Annotated in this window: 21 protein-coding genes and 1 pseudogene; 3 read left to right on the top strand and 19 right to left on the bottom strand. The window is 38.9% G+C overall.

The annotated features are described in order from the left end of the window. Positions 1-125: 125 nt before the first annotated feature. The 8 genes and pseudogenes from SJW71_RS10005 to SJW71_RS09970 form a co-directional block, all read right to left on the bottom strand. Positions 126-899, bottom strand: coding sequence for a hypothetical protein (locus tag SJW71_RS10005; protein WP_431812073.1), 774 nt, complete (start codon positions 897-899; stop codon positions 126-128). Between the two features lie 369 nt (positions 900-1,268). Next, positions 1,269-1,673, bottom strand: a complete 405-nt coding sequence (locus tag SJW71_RS10000) for a carboxymuconolactone decarboxylase family protein (RefSeq protein WP_274793530.1) — start codon at positions 1,671-1,673, stop codon at positions 1,269-1,271. Positions 1,674-1,876: 203 nt separating this feature from the next. Further along, a complete protein-coding gene (gene argH / locus SJW71_RS09995; RefSeq protein ID WP_274793531.1) occupies positions 1,877-3,256 on the bottom strand; it encodes an argininosuccinate lyase in 1,380 nt (459 codons plus the stop codon). A gap of 80 nt (positions 3,257-3,336) precedes the next feature. Continuing rightward, positions 3,337-4,530, bottom strand: coding sequence for an argininosuccinate synthase (locus tag SJW71_RS09990; protein WP_274793532.1), 1,194 nt, complete (start codon positions 4,528-4,530; stop codon positions 3,337-3,339). A gap of 283 nt (positions 4,531-4,813) precedes the next feature. Continuing rightward, entirely contained in the window at positions 4,814-5,623 is an 810-nt protein-coding gene (locus SJW71_RS09985; RefSeq protein WP_322605554.1) for a CPBP family intramembrane glutamic endopeptidase, read from the bottom strand. 76 nt (positions 5,624-5,699) lie between these two features. Further along, positions 5,700-6,495 (bottom strand): annotated as a pseudogene (locus SJW71_RS09980) (MerR family transcriptional regulator). A 106-nt stretch (positions 6,496-6,601) separates the two neighbouring features. Next, a complete protein-coding gene (locus SJW71_RS09975; protein WP_431812072.1) occupies positions 6,602-7,357 on the bottom strand; it encodes an SDR family NAD(P)-dependent oxidoreductase in 756 nt (251 codons plus the stop codon). Positions 7,358-7,365: 8 nt separating this feature from the next. Then, a complete protein-coding gene (locus SJW71_RS09970; RefSeq protein ID WP_431812071.1) occupies positions 7,366-8,355 on the bottom strand; it encodes an MBL fold metallo-hydrolase in 990 nt (329 codons plus the stop codon). Between the two features lie 347 nt (positions 8,356-8,702). On the opposite strand from SJW71_RS09970, the gene proC reads away from it, so the two are divergent. Both proC and namA read left to right on the top strand, forming a co-directional pair. Then, complete coding sequence (gene proC, locus SJW71_RS09965) at positions 8,703-9,506, top strand: pyrroline-5-carboxylate reductase (RefSeq protein ID WP_274793537.1); 804 nt, start codon at positions 8,703-8,705, stop codon at positions 9,504-9,506. 48 nt (positions 9,507-9,554) lie between these two features. After that, positions 9,555-10,565: an NADPH dehydrogenase NamA gene (gene namA / locus SJW71_RS09960; RefSeq protein ID WP_431812070.1), complete on the top strand. Its 1,011-nt coding sequence runs from the start codon at positions 9,555-9,557 to the stop codon at positions 10,563-10,565. A gap of 47 nt (positions 10,566-10,612) precedes the next feature. Here the strand turns inward: namA and SJW71_RS09955 are convergent, their stop codons facing one another. Then, positions 10,613-10,780 (bottom strand): DUF1450 domain-containing protein, encoded by a 168-nt coding sequence (locus SJW71_RS09955; RefSeq protein ID WP_431812069.1) that lies wholly within the window; start codon positions 10,778-10,780, stop codon positions 10,613-10,615. Positions 10,781-11,011: 231 nt separating this feature from the next. Then, positions 11,012-11,893, bottom strand: a complete 882-nt coding sequence (locus SJW71_RS09950) for a LysR family transcriptional regulator (protein WP_312507267.1) — start codon at positions 11,891-11,893, stop codon at positions 11,012-11,014. Between the two features lie 119 nt (positions 11,894-12,012). Here SJW71_RS09950 and SJW71_RS09945 point away from each other — a divergent pair, with 119 nt between their 5' ends. Beyond that, entirely contained in the window at positions 12,013-13,038 is a 1,026-nt protein-coding gene (locus tag SJW71_RS09945) for a DUF2332 domain-containing protein (protein ID WP_431812068.1), read from the top strand. Positions 13,039-13,096: 58 nt separating this feature from the next. Here the strand turns inward: SJW71_RS09945 and SJW71_RS09940 are convergent, their stop codons facing one another. The 9 genes from SJW71_RS09940 to rnz all read right to left on the bottom strand — a co-directional run bounded on the left by SJW71_RS09940 (position 13,097) and on the right by rnz (position 20,543). Beyond that, positions 13,097-13,663 carry an NADPH-dependent FMN reductase gene (locus SJW71_RS09940; protein WP_431812067.1) on the bottom strand — a complete coding sequence of 189 codons (567 nt, stop codon included), beginning with the start codon at positions 13,661-13,663 and terminating at the stop codon, positions 13,097-13,099. A gap of 13 nt (positions 13,664-13,676) precedes the next feature. After that, the gene (locus SJW71_RS09935) at positions 13,677-14,732 is read right to left on the bottom strand and encodes an LLM class flavin-dependent oxidoreductase (protein ID WP_431812199.1); all 1,056 of its coding nucleotides are present in this window, start codon (positions 14,730-14,732) and stop codon (positions 13,677-13,679) included. A 14-nt stretch (positions 14,733-14,746) separates the two neighbouring features. After that, on the bottom strand, positions 14,747-15,688 hold the full coding sequence (locus tag SJW71_RS09930) for a ring-cleaving dioxygenase (protein WP_431812066.1): 942 nt from the start codon (positions 15,686-15,688) through the stop codon (positions 14,747-14,749). A 57-nt stretch (positions 15,689-15,745) separates the two neighbouring features. Continuing rightward, positions 15,746-16,189, bottom strand: a complete 444-nt coding sequence (locus SJW71_RS09925) for a MarR family winged helix-turn-helix transcriptional regulator (protein WP_274793545.1) — start codon at positions 16,187-16,189, stop codon at positions 15,746-15,748. A 97-nt stretch (positions 16,190-16,286) separates the two neighbouring features. Next, positions 16,287-16,907: a sporulation-specific diadenylate cyclase CdaS gene (cdaS, locus tag SJW71_RS09920; RefSeq protein ID WP_431812065.1), complete on the bottom strand. Its 621-nt coding sequence runs from the start codon at positions 16,905-16,907 to the stop codon at positions 16,287-16,289. A gap of 105 nt (positions 16,908-17,012) precedes the next feature. Then, complete coding sequence (locus SJW71_RS09915; RefSeq protein WP_322605560.1) at positions 17,013-18,392, bottom strand: MDR family MFS transporter; 1,380 nt, start codon at positions 18,390-18,392, stop codon at positions 17,013-17,015. A gap of 80 nt (positions 18,393-18,472) precedes the next feature. After that, on the bottom strand, positions 18,473-19,054 hold the full coding sequence (locus tag SJW71_RS09910; RefSeq protein ID WP_274793549.1) for a TetR/AcrR family transcriptional regulator: 582 nt from the start codon (positions 19,052-19,054) through the stop codon (positions 18,473-18,475). Positions 19,055-19,165: 111 nt separating this feature from the next. Further along, a complete protein-coding gene (locus SJW71_RS09905; protein ID WP_274793550.1) occupies positions 19,166-19,396 on the bottom strand; it encodes an acyl-phosphate glycerol 3-phosphate acyltransferase in 231 nt (76 codons plus the stop codon). A gap of 214 nt (positions 19,397-19,610) precedes the next feature. Further along, positions 19,611-20,543 carry a ribonuclease Z gene (gene rnz / locus SJW71_RS09900; RefSeq protein WP_274793551.1) on the bottom strand — a complete coding sequence of 311 codons (933 nt, stop codon included), beginning with the start codon at positions 20,541-20,543 and terminating at the stop codon, positions 19,611-19,613. Between the last annotated feature and the right edge of the window lie 5 nt (positions 20,544-20,548).

The following is a 20,548-nucleotide window of genomic DNA, read 5'->3' as shown; positions in this document are numbered from 1 at the left end:
TGTTAACAACCAAACAGAATCTGTTATATCTAGGGTAATACAGATTTGATTATATGTCAAATGAAGGTATTTATTTTGGTGATGGCTATCTTGTATTGGAATTTTTACTCTTAAAGGTGGCGCCCTTACATATAGTGAGCGCTTTTGCCTCTACTGGGAGGGGATTCTACTGCTGTATGAGCGCTTTTGTTTTTATTTATGGGAAGGTCTTCACTTTTTTTGATCACTTTCGCTTCGTTTTCGAGCGGGGGCACACTCTTTATGATCACTTTCACCTCCTTTTCGAGCGGGGGCACACTCTTTATGATCACTTTCACCTCCTTTTCGAGCGGGTTCACACACTTTATGATCACTTTCACCTCCTTTTCGAGCGGGTTCACACTCTTTATGATCACTTCCACTTCCTTTTCGAGCGGCAACACACTCTTTATGATCACTTCCACCTCCTTTTCGAGCGGCTTCATACTCTTTATGATCAGTTTCACCTCCTTTTCGAGCGGCAACACACTCTTTATGATCACTTCCACCTCCTTTTCGAGCGGGGGCACACTCTTTATGATCACTTCCATCATCTTTTCGAGCGGGTTCACACACTTTATGATCACTTCCACTTCCTTTTCGAGCGGCAACACACTCTTTATGATCACTTCCACCTCCTTTTCGAGCGGGTTCACACTCTTTATGATCACTTCCACTTCCTTTTCGAGCGGGTTCACACTCTTTATGATCACTTCCACTTCCTTTTCGAGCGGCAACACACTCTTTATGATCACTTCCACCTCCTTTTCGAGCGGATACACACTTTTTATGATCACTTCCACCTCCTTTTCGAGCGGGGGCACACTCTTTATGATCACTTCCACCTCCTTTTCGAGCGGCTTCACACTTTTTATGATCACTTCCACCTCCTTTCAGAGCGGATTCCCCCCTTTTTTGATCATTTCCAAACACTTATGCGGTGGTTTCTCCCCAAATATCTTCTAACACCCTTGTTTCCTCAAACTAAACTAAAAAAGGACCCAGAAATAATTCTGGATCCATGGACACTTATTGCCTCTATTTGATTTTTAACTGGTATAGTTTACGCTTCTTCTTAATCTATAGCAAAACAGAATAGTTCTGTTTCACCTTTAGGCTTAAGATTTATGAAGCTTCAACCGTTGACAGTTGTGGCGGACTTTCCTGAGATTCTTGGTCTTTGGGTGTTTGACAATTACTCATTCTGCATCCTCCCCATCATCTTAGATTAATAAGTGTTTCCTCTTTTATTATGAGTCTTTGCTTTTGCTTTTATGCATGATTTTTTCTGCAAAAACTTGTTGTGCGATTGTTAAAGCATTTTGTACCTTTGGAAAGCCAATGTAGGGTACTAATTGTAAAAGTGCCTCGACCAATTCTGTTTGTGTTAAGCCAGCATGTAAACCTCGCTGGATATGTGTTTTTGTTTGTGGTGTGGCACCTTGTGTGACAACTGCAGTAATAACAACAAGTGCCCGACTTTTCACATCCAGGCCTGGTCGTGAATAGACATCACCATAAGCAAATTCAATAATCATTTTGCGTAAATCGGGTGCAACATCGGCTAAGGCATCAGATTCAATCATCCTTGCTGCTTCTTCCTCTGTGACATATTGTTTGATTGTTTCGAGCCCCTTTGTCAAACGGTCATTCATTGTCTTAATTCCTCCCCATCTTTCCATATACAAAAACCCCAATTCCGCGTCTCCAGAATTGGGGATTGTCCTTCACGTATGTAAGGGTCTCTTTTTCACTTCACCCTCTGGCTCAGTTGAAAAAGGTTAAAGGTTTTCATAGTGCCTCACAGGACAGCTTTAATGAATATCTATGCAAAAGTCACTTGGACATGCACGCAAAATTAATGTTCTTGAAGACAGGCTTTGGCTTTTTCAATTTGAATTTTTACTTGATCAAAGCCAGTTCCACCAAGGGAATGACGGCGACGAACAGCCGCTTCTGGTGCTAGCACATCAAAAATGTCGGCTTCAATGAGCTTACTTTCCTGCTGCATCTCTTCCAATGGTAAATCTAATAAGTAAATGCCCTTTTGAATACATGTAAAGACAAGTTTGCCTGTCACCTCATGCGCCTCACGGAATGGCATCCCTTTTGTAGCAAGATAGTCTGCTAACTCCGTTGCATTCGAGAAATCGGAATGGACAGCTTGATGTAAACGTTCCGTATTAACGGTCATTGTACCAATCATGCCTTCAAAGATTTTAAGTGAGCCAAGAATGGTATGCACCGTATCGAACATGCCTTCTTTGTCCTCCTGCATATCTTTGTTATACGTTAATGGCGTACCCTTTAATACAGTTAATAAGCCCATAAGGTTACCATAAACACGGCCTGTTTTCCCACGAATTAGCTCTGCCATATCAGGGTTTTTCTTTTGTGGCATAATCGAAGAGCCTGTTGAAAAGGCATCATCTAGCTCGATAAACTTAAATTCATCTGTAGACCAAATAATAATTTCCTCTGCAAAGCGCGAGAGATGGGCCATAAGCAATGACGAATTACTTAAAAATTCGACGATAAAATCACGGTCACTTACAGCATCCATAGAGTTTGCATATACTTCAGTAAAACCAAGTAACTCTGCTGATTTTATACGGTCTATTGGGAAAGTTGTACCCGCCATAGCCCCTGCTCCTAATGGCAGAATATCTATGCGTTTCACGGATTCTGTAAAGCGTTGTTTATCTCGCTCAAGCATCCAAAAATAGGCCATTAAATGGTGTGCAAAGGAAATCGGTTGCGCACGTTGTAAATGTGTATAACCAGGTGCAATCGTTTCGATATGCTCCTGTGCCTTCTCTAATAGCGTTTCTTGGAATGTTACAATTAAATCAATGGCTTCCTGCACTCGCTTTTTCAAGAATAGATGCATATCCGTTGCTACTTGGTCATTACGACTACGACCAGTGTGTAGCTTACCACCAACAGGACCAATTAAATCAATTAGCATTTTTTCTAAATTTAAATGTATATCTTCATTGGCAACGCTAAATTCAAGTTCACCTGCAATTGCCTTTTCTTCTAATTGGGCAAGACCACCTAGTATGGCCTCTACGTCAGCTGCCGGTAAAATTCCTGTTGCACCAAGCATTGTGACATGTGCAACACTACCTTCAAGGTCCTCTAGCACAAGTTGCTGGTCAAAGCCAATGGATGCGCCAAACTCGTCTACCCATGCTTCTGCTGATTTTTGGAAACGTCCACCCCAAAGTTTTGTCATGTCAGCTCACCTTTTCCTTTAGTCCTTAGCCAAAGTGTAGTAAAAACACAAATGCCTCACCACACATTGCTCGTTCAATATTACTTTTTATTAACAGAAGAATTCACTACAGTTGGTAAACCCCATAATTCGATAAAGCCAACTGCGGAAGCGTGATTGAATTGATCTTCCTTGGAGTATGTTGCTAGCTTTTCATTGTATAGTGAATTCGGTGATTTACGTCCTTCTACAATAGCGTGACCCTTGAATAGTTTCACACGTACTGTACCATTTACATATTGCTGTGATTGTGCAAGGAACGCTTCAAGTGCATCACGTAATGGTGAGAACCATAAACCATCGTAAATTAATTCAGATAGCTTCTTCTCAATTACTGGCTTGAAGTGTGCTAATTCTTTTACAAGTGTTAAGTCTTCTAGTTCTTTATGAGCTGTTAACAACACTTTAGCGCCTGGAATTTCATACACTTCACGAGATTTAATACCAACTAGACGATTCTCCACGTGATCGATACGTCCTACGCCATGTGCACCTGCTACCGCATTTAATTCTTGAATTAAATCAGCAAGCTTCATTTCTTTACCGTTTAAGGCTACTGGTTTACCAGCAACAAATTCGATTTCCACATATTCAGCTTCATTTGGTGCATTTTCAACAGAAACGGTTAAACCGTAAGCTTCTTCTGGTGGAGACACCCACGGATCTTCCATAATACCTGCTTCATTGGCACGTCCCCATAAGTTTTGGTCAATTGAAAATGGTGAGTCTAATGTCGCTGGAATCGGTACATTATGTTTCATCGCATATTCGATTTCCTCATCACGGCTCCAACCCCACTCACGTACAGGTGCTAAAACTTCTAAATCAGGGTTTAAAGCTTTAATGGAAACTTCAAAACGAACTTGGTCATTTCCTTTTCCTGTGCAACCATGTGCAACAGCATCTGCGCCTACTTGGTTCGCAATCTCTACTAATTTTTTCGAGATTAAAGGACGAGAAAGTGCTGATACTAATGGATATTTTTGTTCATACCAAGTATGTGCTTGTAATGAAATTAATGCATATTCCTCAGCAAATTCGTCTTTTGCATCCACCATATAAGATTCAATAGCTCCTACTTGAAGAGCTTTATTTTTTACGAATTCAAGATCTTTTCCTTCGCCAACGTCAAGACATACTGCAATTACATCCCAACCTTGTTCTTTTAACCATGGAATTGCTACCGAAGTATCAAGTCCACCTGAATAAGCTAATACAACTTTTTTATTTGCCATTAAAAATGCGCCTCCATTGCTCTATAGATATGTATGTTTATACATTCATTTAAAAGTTTATACACGAATAGTATCATGTTATAAAAATAAATACAAGTGTATTTTTATAAATTCATAGACAATTATTTTTCCTGTCAAAAGTCTGTCACTGCAGACATTAAGTCATGATGGTAACACGAATATTTACTCTAAAAAACGCTTTTTTACTATTTATATAAATGTATACAATATAAATTTAGCAATGAACAAAAAAAAGAATCCATCTTAAAAACTGGATTCTTTTCTAATTATTCATGGGAATGGTCTTATATAATACATTTTTGGGGTTAATTAAAATAAGAAGAATGGCGGCTAGTGAATAAAGAATGGCATTGTACATTAATAAATCGACTAAGTTGCCATTGATCAAACCAATAAAAAAATTAAAGAACTGATGAATGATAATGGGGATGATGAGATTTTGGTTTAAATTATAAAATGCTGCCATGATGATACTCGTTGCTATGATAGACAACATAAAGAATAAACTATATTTGATTAAATCTATCCCCATAAATCCTGTTGTAAGCCAAATTGGTACATGCCACATCCCCCACCAAAATCCTATGATGATGGAAGCTATTAATGGGGAATATTTCTTTTGAAGCTCTAGTAGTGCAAAGCCTCGCCATCCTAATTCTTCACCTAATGGTCCAGATAAAAGATTTTTAATAAAGTAATAGCTTAGCATCCCCCAAGAAGATATTGTCAAAATAGAGTCTACCCCTTCCTTATTCCATACAAGTAAGACAATCATGAAAAAGATAGAGACTTGTATTGCCAGTACAACAACAATGACTGAAAGATGAAGCTTATTGGTTAATTTCTTTTTCACAAAGTGGGCAAAGCTTTGCGTAGGATAGATTTTTTTAAATAAGATGGCAAAGGCAAACGTTGATGACCAAGCTGACAAACAGCGAACTACGTCAAACACCCAAGTTGGAAGCCCTAAAAGCTTGATGGCTCCCACAAGGCAAAAAAGTGGCCAAAAAATGACATTAGTTAAAAGTATAAAGCTTGCTACTGGTCTTTTAAGCTTCTTTGTTCTACTCATGTTAAATCCCCCATTTCACTAAGAATACCTTTAGCATAAACCTGGGGGTTACTCACAGGTCAATCGTATTTTTTCTTTACTTGACCGGTACATACATTTCTAAAAAAATACGTTCAAGTCCCTCTTCATAAGTGGTCAGTAATAAGTTAACATAAACAAGCCCTACTAGTTCATAGCCGTATTCTTTGGCTACTTGTCTAATGCTCGCTTCCACTTTTTCGTCTGTATTTTTGCCACCCGTAGACCATCGCCCATCTTCAATGACTGTATACAAACATTTGGGATGAGCTACAATGTCTCCATCGATTATGTTTTCACCATCTTCTACTTTCCTGACAATCACAAATTGATTTTCTACCATGCCTTCATCATTGAACCGTATGACTCTTCTTAACGAAGTAAGAATCACCGCTTTTTTTAAACTGTCAGTGTTTTCTTTTAACGTGTCATAATCATCATAAGCTTTATAATGGTCGATCTCCCCCATTACTTCTAGAGGTTTCATTTCTTTTATCGTGTAGTTTCCTAAAAATTGTTTTATTTTTTCGCAGTCTTCTTTTACGAGCTGGAGCTTTTTTAATTGGAGCTTTTTTATAAGCAATCTCCTCTAACACTTCCTGTTCTTTCTCTTCTACTATAGATTGAATCCCTTCAATGCTCTTGCCTTTTCTTAATTCCTGGATTTTTTTGATTTCCAAATCAATTTCTCTATAAAAGTTGATCGTTGTTAAATCATAGATATCAAAATGATTGTAGGTTCTATACCCATTTTCTCTATTATGCTGTGGCCTTACCAATTCCTTTTCCTCATAAAATTTGATTGTATCTCTTGAAATGCCTAAAAATTTAGCAACTTGTCCGATTGTATACATCGTATTCTCCTTTATTTGCTTCATTTTCACTACTATATCAACAAATTTACATAAATATGAAAAAAACTGTAGACACGCATAAAGCATGTTTACAGTTAGATTATTGTTATTTCTTATGGAAAAACGATTTGCCTAAAAATTCAATGGTTGCAGGCGCAAGTGCATATAATTTACTTGATAATCCCATGATTTTTGGTAAGTTGACTTCACGTACTGGGCTTTCGATCGTTTTCACTGTTGCTCTTGCCACTTCCTCGGCTGATAATAAAAATCTACCTAAGGACTCTCGATAACCACTTGCATCATTTGCCTTATCTAAAAATGGTGTATCAATTGGACCAGGATGGATAGCGGTTACGTTGACCATGTAAGGTGCTAACTCCATTCGAAGTCCATTTGTAAAACCTACTATCGCATGTTTTGTAGCAGCATAGACACTCGCTTTCGGGGTAGCTACCTTTCCCGCCTGTGAACCGATGAATATCAAATGGCCTTGTTGACGCTCCATCATCGTAGAGGCTAATCTTTTCGCAAGATAGATTGGTACACTGACATTCAATTCGATCATTTGAGCAATATCCTCATCCATTAAGGCAGATGCATTAGCGAATTTTCCAACGCCTGCTGAGAGAATCGCAACATCAAGAGGGGGGAGCTGTGCACAAACATCATCCAGTGTATGTAAATTAGTTAAATCTGCTTGAATGACATGTGCTCCTAATCGTTCTAGTACTTTTAGAGCGACAGCATTGCGACCTGTGGCATATACCGTATGGCCTTGTGCAACAAGCAATTCTGTAATTTTTAAGCCTACACCACTTGTCGCTCCAGTCACAAAGATCGTCTTGTTATGGTTATTCATGTATGAACCTACTTCCTTTGAAATAAATAAATACCTGCTTCCGTTTTTGTAGAAGTTATATAATTTCTGGCTTCTAAATAATCTAAATGACCTAGTGTTTTGGAAAGGGTTAAGCCAAGCTGATGCTGGAAAATAGCTGGATACAGCCGTTTTGTTACTTGTACAACCGTTAATTGATCGTCTCCTAATAATTCATACACCTTCATCGATTGCTGGTGCTGACGCTCTAAACGTTTATCAATTAAATATGGTATATCCACTAGCTCTGCCCCATGCCCTGTATGCATCATTTTGACAGGTAATTGGCGTAAAATTTCAAGAGATTCATTATATTGCAGTAATGATTTTGGTCGTCCAATCGTACGATCCAATGGTGGCTCTATTAATGGGTTTGGCGTTATTTTTTCGAGTAATAAATCACCGCCAATAACATGATGTGTTTTTTCATCCCAGAAAATAAAATGACTTTGAGCATGACCCAAAGTTTCAATCGCCTTTAATCCTGGATGACCAGGCACTTCATCTCCATCTGCCAAGAATTGTGTTAATGGCCGTTCGCCCACTAGCTCTAATTCACGACGAACATGTACACTTTTTGAAATATATTCTTGTGGTACCCCATGCTCCAACAAACGCTCACTATAAAATTGCTCGTGATAGCGTAAAAATTCTTCATCATGACGTAGCCATTTATCATTATAGGCATGCCCTAAAATTTCTGCATGTGGAAAAGCATCGACCCATCCAGCATGATCTGGATGATGATGGGTTAACACAACTTGTTCAATATCACGCATGTCAAAGCCAGCTGCTCGAATCCCCCATTTCAAAGCATCATAGGCTTCCATTGTTTTTGGTCCAACATCAAATATGCTAAGTGCATCGCCTTTGACAACAAATGCGTTGACATCTCCTACTTCATAGGGTGTTGGTATTTCTATTTTGTATATAGACAAAGTTGTCTCCCCCTTTTCAAGCGCTAGTGAATACTGATTCATTCTATTTTACAAGTTTTTTCTGTTTTCGTCATCCTCCTGTTGACACGTTGCCGATTCATCACTATAATTTTGAATAATCTAATTATTTATGTGCGTTGAGGAAGCCAAGTACGTAACTGGTGAAGGTGTTAGAGAGTGTTACATATGCTGAAAGTGACATCACCCACTCCCATTACAGAACCTACTTCTGAGCAGTTATGTAAACATAACCGTTTCCCTTGCGATAAAAGGGCTAAGAGTTGTGCCAACTAATGGCAAACAAAGGTGGTACCGCGGAAACAATAGCGTTTTCGTCCTTCGAAATAAGGACGAGAGCGCTTTTTTATTTTGAACTGGAGGTTTTGTTCATGAAAAAAATTTTATTTATCGGTGCAGGGTCGATGGCAGAGGCATTGATACAGGGCTGGATTAAGGAAAAGGTCTTTACCCCACAGGAAATTTACGTCACCAATCGCTCTGACAAAGAACGCTTACAATTTCTACAAGAAACATATGGCGTTCATTGTCTGTTTGATCAGGCGATTTACAAGGAGGCGGATCTTATTATTTTAGCGATGAAGCCAAAAGATGCTATTGCTGCGATGTGTGACCTTCAATCTAAGATTACGGAGCAATCTGCTATCCTGTCGATTCTAGCGGGGATTGCCATTACTACCATTACAGAATATTTAGGGAATCGTCCTGTAGCAAGAGTGATGCCTAACACGTCTGCCACAATTGGTATGTCAGCAAGTGGCATTGCATTTAATAACGAGGTGTCTTCAGGTCAGCGCATCATGTTCCTCCAATTATTAGAGGCTGTCGGCTCTGTTATTGAAGTTGATGAGGATCAATTACACGCTGTAACAGCTCTTTCAGGCAGTGGTCCTGCATACATTTATTATTTAATGGAAGCCTTTGAACGAGTAGGTACGAAGGTGGGGTTATCCAAAGATACTGTGCGTCTTTTAATGACCCAAACATTAGCAGGTACGGCCGAAATGCTTAAGCAATCAGTAGATGAACCAGATGTTTTACGCAAAAAGGTTACAAGTCCAGGCGGCACGACGGAGGCAGGTATTCAAGCTTTAGAGCAATATCAATTTAATGAAGCCATCGAAGCATGCATTAAAGAAGCAGAGGCTCGATCTCGTTCACTTGCAAATGGTTAATATTATGTGCAAAATAAAGTGTATCACTAGGAATTAGGAGGCTTTATTTTGAGTAAATTATTTGAACCTTATCAATTGCAATCAATCTCCTTAAAAAATCGTGTTGTCATGGCACCGATGTGCATGTACTCTGCTGAAGATGATGGCATGGTAACACCTTTTCATTTGGTCCATTATGCCACACGTGCAGCAGGTCAAGTTGGTTTAATTATTTTAGAAGCGACAGGTGTTGTTCCAGAAGGGCGCATCTCCAATAAAGATTTAGGAATTTGGGATGATGCACATATTGAAGGCTTGCGTCAAGTAGTGGAAGGAATAAAAGCTTATGGTGCAAAAGCAGGTATCCAGCTTGGCCACGCTGGGCGGAAGGCAGCAGTAGATGGTGAAATTTTTGCCCCTTCAGCCATTGCCTTTAGTTCAGATTATAAAACCCCGACGGAAATGACTGAAGATGACATTCACTATGTAGTAGAAGCATTTAAACAAGCAGCAGTTCGTGCCGCAAAAGCTGGCTTTGATGTGCTAGAAATTCATGGCGCACACGGCTATTTAATTAGCGAATTTTTATCACCTGCTTCCAATAAACGTCAAGATCAATACGGTGGTTCACAAGAAAATCGCTATCGTATCCTTCGTCAAGTTATCGATGCGATTCGCAGTGTTTGGGAGGGGCCTTTATTGGTGCGTGTCTCTGCAGAGGATTATGCGGAAGATGGCACGACAATGGAGGATTTCATCGTCTTTAGTCGCTGGATGAAATCCCAAGGTGTTGATTTAGTCGATGTCTCAACAGGTGGTGTTGTCCATGCAGCGATTAATGTCTTTCCTGGCTATCAGGTACCACATGCCGAGGCCATCAAGCACGGGGCTGACATCCCTACTGGCGCTGTTGGCCTGATAACAAGTGCCATTCAAGCTGAAGAAATTCTCCAAAACAATCGGGCAGATTTAATTTTCTTAGCACGTGTTTTACTACGGGAACCCTACTGGCCATTACATGCGGTTAAAGAATTAGGCGAAGAAGTTCAACCACCTGTACAATACGCTCGTGGTTGGTAAATGAGTATCCAGCAAAAACAGCTTGCTATCTAGCAAGCTGTTTTTCATTAGAAAAGTGGATTTTGTTTTAATTCTTCATCTATAGCCTGTACTAATGTCTCCGCATCATCTGCTGTCACAACTTCTCCATTTACTATTGCAAAAATACCTTGCTCGCAAATTTCACAATGGGATGTGCAACCCGACTCCTCGATATCTATCTCATCACGTTCCATTAATATGTCATACGCATCTGCTGCACCCAGTGACAAATTAGTGATACAAAACTCAACTCTATTTTTAAATGGCTGTGGCTGTGCTGCTTTCTTTTTTTAAAAAGAGAAAATACCATATTTATTGCCCCCTTGCTCTCTAGAACTCTATGATAACATAATTAGTTAGGATATTTTTGAAAACCCTTTCAACTAACTGCATCATGTATATTGCATTTTTGAACGTCGTGTGAATTATAAATAATTTCTTGTTTGCAATACATCGACCAATCCCTGTGTAACCTGTGTAGACTCTTTATAAAATAAGTATACTGGCACACTAGGTAATGGGAAAGCTTCAAAAGGAACAATATTAAATCGCCCCTCCATCCGTTCTTTTCTTACAATCATACGAGGTAAAAATGACATCCCTAACCCATCTTTAATAAAGCGTTTTACCACATACGATTGAGAAATGGATACTTGCTTCGTTACAACATATTTTTCTCTTAATTTATGTAATAACTCTCCCCAAATGGTTGGATGATGGTGCGTAAACAAAGTGTACGTTTGAAATAGCTCCTCATAATCAATATAGGTTCCTGTTTCATCATCATAGGCATCAAGTGGAATAACTAACTCGAGTGGACTATCGATAAGTAATTCTTGATACCATTGTCGATAACGTGTAGGTAATAACGAAATACCGATATCGGCCTTATCCTGATTGACTAAATCTTCTATTTTCGTTGAATCCTCTACTAAAATTGCTATTTCAAGTGTCGGATTGTCATTGCTAAATTGATAGATGACATGAGGCAATATAGTTTCAACCATTAAAGGGGTCATCGCAATAATCATCTTCTCCTGAATACCTATACTTGCTAATCTGATACGTTCAATACTTTGCTCCCACTGGCTCATCATCTGCTGTGCTTCCAGTTGAAACAGCTTTCCAGCGTCCGTTAATTGGACACGGTTTTTTTCACGCTTGAACAATTGGACATGTAAAAATTCCTCTAACTGCTGGATATGGACGGTAATGCTTGGCTGTGATAAATGCAGTTGCTCCGCTGCTGTTCGAAAATTACAAGTTTGAGCTGCGACAATAAAAGATTGGACCCACTTATATTCCAATATCTCACCTCCCTGATTAAAATTTTTAATTAAATTCATTAAATATATTTAATTTACTAAATTATACAATAATAATAGACTGATAATTAATATAGATGCTACCAAAAGGAGAGAAACGTATGCTGAATACTACATTAAGTCAACAATTTCTTTTGTTTGCCAAAAATGAATGCAAAGGATCAAGCCCACTGTATGAACATTTAGCTTATAAAATTGCCATTGATGAGGATTTGTTAGCTATTGCCTCCTTGATCCCACAGGGTCAGCCTGCGCCCAATTTATTGTTGGCAGCAGTTCATTATTTGTTAGCAACATCTGATGAGCCATTAACTCATTATTATGCATCTTTAACACCCTCTCCTCTCCCAATACAGGAGGTGTTCCCTGCTTTTAAAGCATTTGTACTGTCCCATACAAATGAATTAAAGACATTGTTACAAGAAAGGCTTGTCCAAACAAATGAAATTCGACGTTGTTCCTATCTCTACCCAATGATGACTGAAATTTATGACAAGCATCAACAACCGCTAGCTTTCATTGAAATTGGAGCAAGTGCAGGGTTGCAGCTTGGCATGGATCACTACAATTATTGCTATAACCAACAATTAGCCATTACCAATACTGAAAATGATATCATGTTGATTTCAGAAAATCGTGGTGAACCATTGCCTGCCTCTCTGTCAAAGCCTCCTGTTGTTTGTCAACGAATAGGTATCGATTTAAATCCGATAGATTTGCGGGATATGAAAGAATGCCAATGGCTTCAGGCTTTGATTTGGCCTGAACACCATGAGCGCAGAACATTAGTCAATCAAGCTCTCCCAATCATGAATGAAATAGATATTCAGTTGGTTAAAGGAGATGCTATTCAATTGATTAAAAAGCTCAGTCGGACAGTTGAGCAAGAAGCTATGTTGGTGGTGTATCATACACATGTTGCCAATCAAATACCACTCGAATTACGACATTCTTTACTAGAACAATTAAAAGAGATTAGCATGGAACGACCGCTCTACCATTGCTATAACAATTTATTTGATGGACAGCTACATCAGGATTTTATGAATCAAGGCACAATCGAGTCCATTCGTACAATGGAAAGTCCAGACGGTCATGCACGATGGTTTCAATGGTCAAATAGCTAGCCTGAAGCACAAAAAAATGCTGTGTCCTACTACTAACACAGCGTTTCTTCTATTAATCTTAAAAATCATATTCTGCATCTTTTTTTGCCCGAATATCTGCAAAAGCATCCGTAACCATAACTGTATCCTCAGCCAATCGTTCTAGACGGAAAAGGACATCATCGTTGACAATTTCTTTGCGTAAAAAATCCTTTTCTTCTATAAATACATAAGTCGGAACTATATGTGCTTTCATATAGGCAAGGATTGGCTTTAGTTGTTGCTCCACCATTAAATAGTGCTTTGACGTCCCCGCAGTCACAATGACACTAACCACTTTATCGCGAAAGGCATTGACAGGTAACAGGTCAAAGATATTTTTTAATGTAGCGGGTATAGAAGCTTGGAAGGTTGGTGTCCCAATGACAATAGCATCTGCAGCCATAATCGTTTCTGTGACATATTTTGTATCACCATCATAGTCAAAGTAATTGCGACCGTCACTAAATACTAGCTGATAGTCTGCGAGATCCAGTAGCGTGACTTCATGCTCTGGGTATTTTTTTTGTAATAGATCAACCATTTTAAGCGTAGCTGTTTTTGTTTTGGAACCGACAATCGAACCGGCAAGCGCGACTATTTTCATGATGGTACACTCCTTATTTTACTGTATATTTTTTTATTGCAGGGATAATATCATTGCCGATTATTTCAATGTTTTTCATGATTTTATCGAACGGTACCCCACCGAAATCAATTTGTGCCATAAAACGTTGCATACCATATAATTCATACTGATAGAGTAATTTCTCTATAATCTCTTCCTTACTACCGACCATCAAGGCATCACGTGTATCAGTAGCTTGAGCAAATTGTTGTTTTGGATACCCTCCACCACGAATGGCTTGGAAACCACCGTTTAAATGTGGATACATACCTTGTAAAGCCTCTTTCGTTGTGTCTGCTACATAAAATAAGCTTGTTGTCGCAACTGGCAATTCCTTTGGATCATAGCCTTGTCGCTCTGCCGCTTCTCGATAGGCGTATACAGATGGTTTAAAATTAACAGCTGGTCCTCCTAATGTTGTGAGCATCATAGGGATTCCCATATAGCCCGCCTTGATAGCACTTGCAGGAGGGCCACCGACAGCGCGCCAAATCGGTAATGAGCCATTTTTTGGCTGCGGTAATATTTGTGCATGATGGAGTGGTGCACGGAATTGGCCCTCCCACGTCACAAGCTCTTCATCATTGATTTTCATAAGTAGCTCTAATTTTTCCTCAAAAAGCTCTTCATAATCATGTAAATCAACACCAAGCAAATGATAGGCCCCTACTCGCGAACCGCGTCCCGCAACAATTTCCGCACGACCATCCGATAATAAATCAATTGTGGCAAAATCCTCATAGACACGTACAGGATCCGAAACACTTAATACCGTTGCAGAACTAGACAGCTTAATTTTTGATGTTGCTTGCGCGATTGCACCTAACACGACTGTATGTGCTTGTGTTGTGAAATAAGCTTGATGACTTTCACCAACACCGAAAACATCAATACCAGCTTGCTCTGCTAATTGACTAGCCTCTACTAGCTCTTTTAATCGCTGCTGTGCAGAAATACGGTGTCCTGTTAATGGGTTTGGAATATGGTCACCTAAAGAATATAATCCAAATTCTAGTCCTTGTGATTGATTAATACGATATTTTTCCATCATGTTCTCTCTCCTTAATCAAGTGGTTCTAAAATCGCTTCAATATCCGCACGTTTCTGTTCTAAAAACGGTGGAAGATCGAGCTCTTTTCCTAGGTCCTCGATGGCGGAATCCACTGTAAACCCTGGGCCATCTGTTGCTATTTCAAATAAAATACCGTTACGATCTCTAAAATAAAGACTGTGGAAATAATAACGATCAACGACACCTGAACTCTCCAATCCTCGCTCCTTAATTTTATCTTCCCATTGCCGTAACTCTTCAACGGTTGAGACACGTAATGCAAGGTGGTGGATACTGCCCTTACCAGGTTTCTCGCTTGGCCCTTCTAATTCCTTGACGACAATTTCTCCATGCACTTCCCCTTCACTTGATTGCAGAATGGCTTCTTTGTCATCATCTTCAACCACTGAATAGTGAAATAAATCTTTTAGTAAATTTACTGTTCGTTGTAAATAACGTACAGTGATTTCAATTGTACCCATCCCTAAAATGCGATGTTCTTCTGGTATATCTGTGCCATCCCATGTTTGCCATTGAGCAGGCGCTTCCTTCCCCTGATGGTTTAACAGCACCATCCGTAATCCTTCATGGTCTTCAAAAAATAACGCATCTTTACCTGCATACGATGTGATGCCACTATGTTCAACTCCTAGCTCTTGAAAACGCTCCTGCCAATAAAGTAAGCTTTCAAAGCTTGGTACGAGTAAGCCAATACGTGTAATGGCATTCGTCCCTCTCACTGTACGTCCCGCAACCGGCATTTCGAAAAATGTCAATTCAGTACCAGGTGCTCCTGTTAAGTCACCATAAAATAAGTGATACATAGATGGTGAGTCTTGATTTACTGTTTTTTTCACACGGCGTAGCCCTAGAATTTTAGTGTAAAAATGATTATTTTGTTTGCCATTTTTCGTCAGCATCGAAATATGATGGTGTCCGTTTAATTTGTGCATCCTCAATTTCCTCCTTCTCGTTTTCACTTGACTAAGCAAGTGACGATGCAAAAAAAATTACACAGGTGGCAATTTTTTTTCTCGACTATGCTTTTCAAGCTTTGTCATGACTTTATATAAAGATTTTAGTTCTTCATCTGTTAACACTTCTTCAAAAAATGAGGACTGGAAGTGAAGCTGACTGGGGGTTGCAGCTTGAATCATGTGCTCCCCTTTTGCCGTCAATGAAATTGTTTTAGTCTTCCAATTTTGCTTACGCTCAATTAGTCCCTCTTTTTCAAGTCGGGCAAGCATACGAGACATGCCCCCTTGAGTAACCGTTACTTTCTTTGCTAATTGAGATTGTGTAATAGGTGCATAAGTTTGAATTTGAATCAGAACATCGAATTGTGCTGTTGTTAAATCAAAACGTTTTAAAAATTCATTCGATAGCTGATTACTTTGGGTTGTAAAGCGCATCATACGAATCCATGTTAATGAGCCTAATGTATGATTTCTCACGACTTCATCCTCCCTTCAGTTATCACTTTACCACGCAAGTGATAACTTAGCAAGAAAAATATCTTGAATTTGAGATATTTATTCATAGGGAATATCCCTATATGATGCCAGGTGTTGAAATGGGATATAGATTGCCTTGAAAGGCGAAGGAGATTTTGCCTGTTTCTTCGGAAACAACCATTACAAGAGCATCACTCATCTCACTTAATCCTAGCGCAGCTCGATGTCTTGTTCCTAATTTTTTTTCACCCGTGTAACGCTCTGACAGTGGCAGTACGTTGGCTGCTGACTCTATCTGATTACGATTGACTAAAACTGCCCCATCATGTAACGGATTGCCCGGGAAGAAAATAGATTCTAATAAGGAATGAGTTAAATCTGCACCGATATGAATACCAGGCTGAATGAAAGCCTCTAAAGCATCTTGTCGCTGAATTACAATTAAACCACCATGCCTTTTCAATGACATATTTTGCACACTATGCGACAATTCCGGATACTTTTCTGTAAACGGGGAAAGATAACAATTTAAATAAAACGTAGCCGCCTTCATTTCAATTGTCATAAATCTCTCTTTAATTTTTTCAAAATTGCCGAGAAGACAATTCGTATTTGTATCCATTTCTTCAACACTTTGCTGCAAGGACAAAATTACTTGGAGAAGCTCATCCTTTAATGTTTCTTTCATCGGTGAAAAATCACAATTGATTGGATTCACAAAAAGCACCTCTCTTTTCTATAACTGCGAAGTCTCTTCTTGCCTTAGTTTCTCTAGGTGGGCTATTTTTATGCGCAGTGCATTTGAATGAAACAAGCGTAATGGTTATTCAGCCTTGTTTTCTTTACTTAAGTAGAAAGATAATAGTAACCCTATGGCACTCAATAATGTTGTCACAAAGAAAGACGCACGGATTCCATTTAACAAGGCGTTAGCTGCATCCATTGGCTGTTGTAATGTTGACACGGTACTCATGATTGTTACCAGCAATGCTGTTACCAATGCTCCCCCAACCATACGCAGCGTGCTATTAACTGCTGTCGCATGTGCCATCAAATGGGTAGGTAAAGCGTTCATGCCTGCAGTTGTAAGTGGCATCATGATCATTGATATACCAAAAGAAATGATTGTAAATGTCCCTGCAATGAGCCAGAGTTTTGTATGCATTGATACCCACATTAAAAAACTTGAGCCAAGTAAAATGCTTGTAAAGCCTACAAGTGCCAAGCCTTTTCCTCCAACCTTATCAAAAATTTTACCGGTCACTGGAGACATAAAGCCCATTACAAGGGCACCTATCAATAACACCAGCCCTGTTTCCAATGCCGAAAGTTGACGTACATTTTGAATATAAAAGGTTAATAATATTTGAATGCCGATCATGAGCGCATAAACCAAACCCGATAAAAAAGTTGTAATGGAAAAGATCTTTGATTGAAATACACGAAATTCAAGCATCGGTTTGGGTAATTGAAGCTGACGTCTAATAAATAGAAGAAGCATAATCCCACCAATTACTAGCGGTACAAATACTTGCATCGATTTGAATCCAACCGCTCCAGCTATACTGAATCCATATAATAGGCCACCCCAACCTAACGAAGAATAGACAATTGATAGACTATCTAACTGCCCCTCTTTTTTAGTCGTTACATTTTTCATAAAAATTGTGGCCACTGTCAATACAATGACCGAAACAGGTAATACCGTAAAAAATAAATGTCTCCATGTAAGCTGCTCTAAAATCCACCCTGATAAAGTTGGGCCTATTGCCGGTGCAAAACCTGTAACAAGACCTGCCAATCCCATAATAGAACCTCTTTTTTCTTTCGGATACAACGTTAATAATACCGTTTGCATTAAAGGCATAATAACACCTGCACCAGCCGCTTGAATGATTCGTGCTAAAAGTAAAACTGTAAAAGATGGTGCAAATGCGCCTAAAAAAGTTCCGACACTAAATAAAGTGAGGGCAACTATTAACAGTAAACGATTCGAGAAACGACCGATTAGAAAAGCTGTAATCGGGATAAGAATGCCATTTGTTAATAAATACACAGTTGTGAGCCATTGTGCTAAATTGGCATCTATCTTGAAATCTTCCATTATTGGTGGCATAGCAATAAGTAATAATGTCTGATTGAGAATAGACACAAATGCAGCAGCTAGTAAAATAGCTACTATTAAATTTCTTTTTCTATTCATATAAATCTCCTCTTCTATGTATGTTAGTACTAACTAACATTTTGTTTTAAAAAAATATAGTAAAGTTGTGTGAGTGAAAGTTATACAATAACTCCACTCACAAAATTAGTTATTAAATTATGAACAAAAGTATCCCTTTGATCTTTTAAGAAATGATAATCCCATAATGCATTTGATACAAAAAATCCAAAAAGGCTTGTTAAAAAAACAATAGCCTGTCCTTTTGTATCTATTTCCTTCATCCTTCCTTGTTCGATTTGAGATTGGAAATAAGCAGCTAATAATTGGAGCAATTGCTTCGTTTGGTTATCCGAAATGGTATCCATTAATCCAGGTAGCAAACTTCTATCTTGGGTTGTAATAAGAAAAATAGGTTTATTTTTCTCCATAAAAGCTAGATATGTATTGGCAATCTGCTGTAAGTCATTAGCAAGGTCCCCTGATAACTCTTGCGCAAATAAATGCTCAAAGTATGGGATATAAGAATGATGATGTAGCACTGCTTGTAGGATACCCAATTTTGTTTCATAATGACGGAAAACAGTCATTTCGCTAACACCAGCAGTTGAGGCAATATCTTTCACCGACACATTCGAGTAGCCCCTTTCCGTCATTAAGGTTGTGGCAGCAGCAAGAATTTTATCTTTTGTATCTTTTTTCATTCTAACTCCCCCAAATGTTAGTTGTAACTAACAAAAATATAGTCGATTGAGCACAACTTGTCAAAAAAAGTGTTACCCTAGAAAAAAATCTAGTGATAACACGTAATACACTTACATATGTCCCGCTCGAATTTTCTTGACGATACTGAAAGTCGTGTATGTCGCAGCTGGTGCTAGTACAACAATAAAAATAATCCAAACGGTTAGGTTGTTCGTCGCTTTTAATGTTTCATAATTGGTCATGACAAAAATAATTAAACCGAATAGTAATAAATAGCTCAGCACATTTGGAAAAATAACGATTAATCGTAATAGTGCTGGTGGCATCTTTTGTTGATTCATTTCACCACACCCCTTTTTCAATTATACGTGAAACAAGCTATTTATCCTACTATATTTTTCCTATATAGGTATCTGCTGATAGTTGGAGGTTTTCTAGTGTCGTATGTAACTGATCGATAAAGTCAGTCATGCTGTTCTTTAGCTTTTTGGGCTAAGAATCTTTATCTTCTTCACAAAAAAACATCTATTAGCAGCAATAGATGTTTTTAAGACATTAAATTAATTGATTGTTTTGCCATGTAAAGACGGCTTGGTCAGCAGTCAGGAGCGTTTGAGGGAAAATTTCCTGTGCTTCTGCCAAAAATTGAGGTAAATCATGTGGAAGAAAACGAGCACTTAAATGATTTAATAGTAAATACTGCGCACCCGCTTGCTGTGCGACTTTTGCCGCCTCCACATTTGTAGCGTGGCCATAGCTGGCAGCTAAATCCGTTGTTGTGCCGTCAAATGTGGCTTCATGCACCAGGATATCAGCACCCATCGACAACTGTATGGCCTCTTCACAATATTTCGTATCACCTAAAATCGTCAGGGTGAAGCCTTTTTTTGCAGGTGCCACAACGTCCTTCGCTTGAATCACTTTGCCGTTTTCAAGCACAATATCTTGGCCATTTTTCAATTGTCCAAGCAACGGTCCTTTAGGCACACCGAGTGCTTGTGCTTTGTCGATTAATAACTCGCCCGGTAAATCCTTTTGTTCAATACGGTAGCCGTAGCATGGAACAACATGACGAAGTTCTCTTGCACGAATTGTAAAGTGTGCATCCTCATAAATAAGCCCTTCCTGCACTTCTACAAAGCGAAGTGGATACGTTAAATGAGTTTTGGATAAGGCCAATGTTTGTTCAATCCATTGCTGTAACCCTGCTGGTCCGAAAATCGTAAGGGGTTCATCTCCTCCTTGAAAGGATCGAGAGCTTAAAAAACCAGGTAATCCTAAAATATGATCCCCATGTAAATGTGTAATGAAAATTTTTGTTACTTTCCGAGGCTTTAATGACGTGTGTAAGATTTGATGCTGTGTTGCCTCCCCACAGTCAAATAACCACATTTCGCTCACTTCATCTAACAGTTTTACCATCAATGCACTCGTATTTCGTTCTTTTGAAGGCATGCCTGCGCCTGTCCCTAAAAAATGTAGCTGCACATATG

This window comes from Lysinibacillus sp. FW12 (genome assembly GCF_050817245.1).
GTDB lineage: Bacteria > Bacillota > Bacilli > Bacillales_A > Planococcaceae > Lysinibacillus > Lysinibacillus irui.
The sequence above is the reverse complement of the archived record's forward strand: the minus strand, read 5'-3'. Positions and strand labels throughout refer to the sequence as shown.